The following is a 2,500-nucleotide window of genomic DNA, read 5'->3' as shown; positions in this document are numbered from 1 at the left end:
AGACTGCCGGTGATAAACCGGAGGAAGGTGGGGACGACGTCAAGTCATCATGGCCCTTACGTGTAGGGCTACACACGTGCTACAATGGCGCATACAGAGTGCTGCGAACTCGCGAGAGTAAGCGAATCACTTAAAGTGCGTCGTAGTCCGGATTGGAGTCTGCAACTCGACTCCATGAAGTCGGAATCGCTAGTAATCGCGTATCAGAATGACGCGGTGAATACGTTCCCGGGCCTTGTACACACCGCCCGTCACACCATGGGAGTGGGTTGCTCCAGAAGTAGATAGTCTAACCCTCGGGAGGACGTTTACCACGGAGTGATTCATGACTGGGGTGAAGTCGTAACAAGGTAGCCCTAGGGGAACCTGGGGCTGGATCACCTCCTTATACGATTTAGAACTTATTTGTTCGTAGTGTCCACACAGATGATTGTTAATTGTAAAGAGAACAACACTTATTGTTTGGGTCTGTAGCTCAGCTGGTTAGAGCGCACCCCTGATAAGGGTGAGGTCGGTAGTTCAAATCTACTCAGACCCACCACTTCTTCTTAATGCTTCGTTGTAAGCTTCGTTGTTTAGTAAACTAAACGGCCTCAACTTACGCCTTGTCTTAAAAAGAAGTCGGTATACAAACAGTAAGACCAGCATATGTGGGGCTATAGCTCAGCTGGGAGAGCGCCTGCCTTGCACGCAGGAGGTCAGCAGTTCGATCCTGCTTAGCTCCACCACTTTACTTCTTAAAAATAAATATTCTTTTATCGGGTAGCACAATCACCTGAGAATAGAGTGTGTTTAATTTTGAGAAGTTTTTGATTCTCTGCTCTTTAAAAATTTGGAAAAGCTGATAATAAAATTCGTATGAATAACATTGTTATTTGTACAGAGTTTTCAAAAGTAAAAAAGAATGATAGCAGTATCATTCAGTGCCATTTAATAAACGTTTAACGTTTGTTGATTGGTATCTACTTTAGTATTCAATATTAACTTCTGGCGAAGTTAAACTGTCACAAAACAAAGACCCGTTTGGGTTGTATGGTTAAGTGACTAAGCGTACACGGTGGATGCCTTGGCAGTTGGAGGCGATGAAGGACGTATTAACTTGCGATAAGCCTAGTCAAGCTAGTAAAAAGCACTTGAGACTAGGATTTCCGAATGGGGAAACCCACCTGCTTGCAGGTATCGTTAACTGAATACATAGGTTAACGAGGCGAACGCGGAGAACTGAAACATCTAAGTACCCGTAGGAAAAGAAATCAACCGAGATTCCGATAGTAGCGGCGAGCGAAATCGGAACAGCCCTTAAGCTTATTATGTGTTAATGGAAGGCTCTGGAAAGTGCCACGATACAGGGTGATAGTCCCGTACATGAAAACGCATTTTAAGTGAAATCGAGTAGGTCGGAGCACGTGAAACTTTGACTGAATATAGGTGGACCATCATCTAAGGCTAAATACTCCCAACTGACCGATAGTGAACCAGTACCGTGAGGGAAAGGCGAAAAGAACCCCTGTGAGGGGAGTGAAATAGAACCTGAAACCGTGTACGTACAAGCAGTAGGAGCCCACTTGTTGGGTGACTGCGTACCTTTTGTATAATGGGTCAGCGACTTATATTTTGTAGCGAGGTTAACCGATTAGGGTAGCCGTAGGGAAACCGAGTCTTAACTGGGCGAATAGTTGCAAGGTATAGACCCGAAACCCGGTGATCTAGCCATGGGCAGGTTGAAGGTTGAGTAACATCAACTGGAGGACCGAACCCACTAACGTTGAAAAGTTAGGGGATGACCTGTGGTTAGGAGTGAAAGGCTAATCAAACCGGGAGATAGCTGGTTCTCCCCGAAATCTATTTAGGTAGAGCCTCGGACGAATACTTACGGGGGTAGAGCACTGTTAAGGCTAGGGGGTCATCCCGACTTACCAACCCTTTGCAAACTCCGAATACCGTAAAGTAATATCCGGGAGACACACGGCGGGTGCTAACGTCCGTCGTGAAGAGGGAAACAACCCAGACCGCCAGCTAAGGTCCCAAAGTCATAGTTAAGTGGGAAACGATGTGGAAAGGCCCAGACAGCCAGGAGGTTGGCTTAGAAGCAGCCATCCTTTAAAGAAAGCGTAATAGCTCACTGGTCGAGTCGGTCTGCGCGGAAGATGTAACGGGGCTAAACTATGCACCGAAGCTGCGGATTCAAAATTTATTTTGAGTGGTAGGGGAGCGTTCTGTAAGCGGTTGAAGGTGTACCGGGAGGTATGCTGGACGTATCAGAAGTGCGAATGCTGACATGAGTAACGATAATGCGGGTGAAAAACCCGCACGCCGGAAGACCAAGGGTTCCTATCCCATGTTAATCAGGGTAGGGTAAGTCGACCCCTAAGGCGAGGCCGAAAGGCGTAGTCGATGGGAAACGGATTAATATTTCCGTACTTGGTATAATTGCGATGGGGGGACGGAGCAGGCTAAGCAAGCATGGCGATGGTAGTCCATGTGAAAGTGTGTAGGCTAG

At 47.0% G+C, this 2,500-nt stretch carries 2 tRNA genes and 2 rRNA genes (1 of these 4 cut by a window edge); all 4 read left to right on the top strand.

The window, feature by feature from the left end:
- A 16S ribosomal RNA gene (locus L641_RS0108035) occupies nucleotides 1–388 on the top strand; its annotated part reaches 1,053 nt to the left of the window's first position; the annotation flags it as partial.
- A 76-nt stretch (nucleotides 389–464) separates the two neighbouring features.
- Nucleotides 465–541: transfer RNA gene (locus L641_RS0108030), tRNA-Ile, on the top strand.
- A 111-nt stretch (nucleotides 542–652) separates the two neighbouring features.
- Nucleotides 653–728: transfer RNA gene (locus L641_RS0108025), tRNA-Ala, on the top strand.
- 306 nt (nucleotides 729–1,034) lie between these two features.
- Nucleotides 1,035–2,500: ribosomal RNA gene (locus tag L641_RS23470) — 23S ribosomal RNA — on the top strand; the annotation flags it as partial.

Source organism: Pseudoalteromonas sp. TB41 (genome assembly GCF_000497975.1).
In the GTDB taxonomy this organism is placed as follows: Bacteria; Pseudomonadota; Gammaproteobacteria; order Enterobacterales; family Alteromonadaceae; genus Pseudoalteromonas; species Pseudoalteromonas tetraodonis.
The sequence above is the reverse complement of the archived record's forward strand: the minus strand, read 5'-3'. Positions and strand labels throughout refer to the sequence as shown.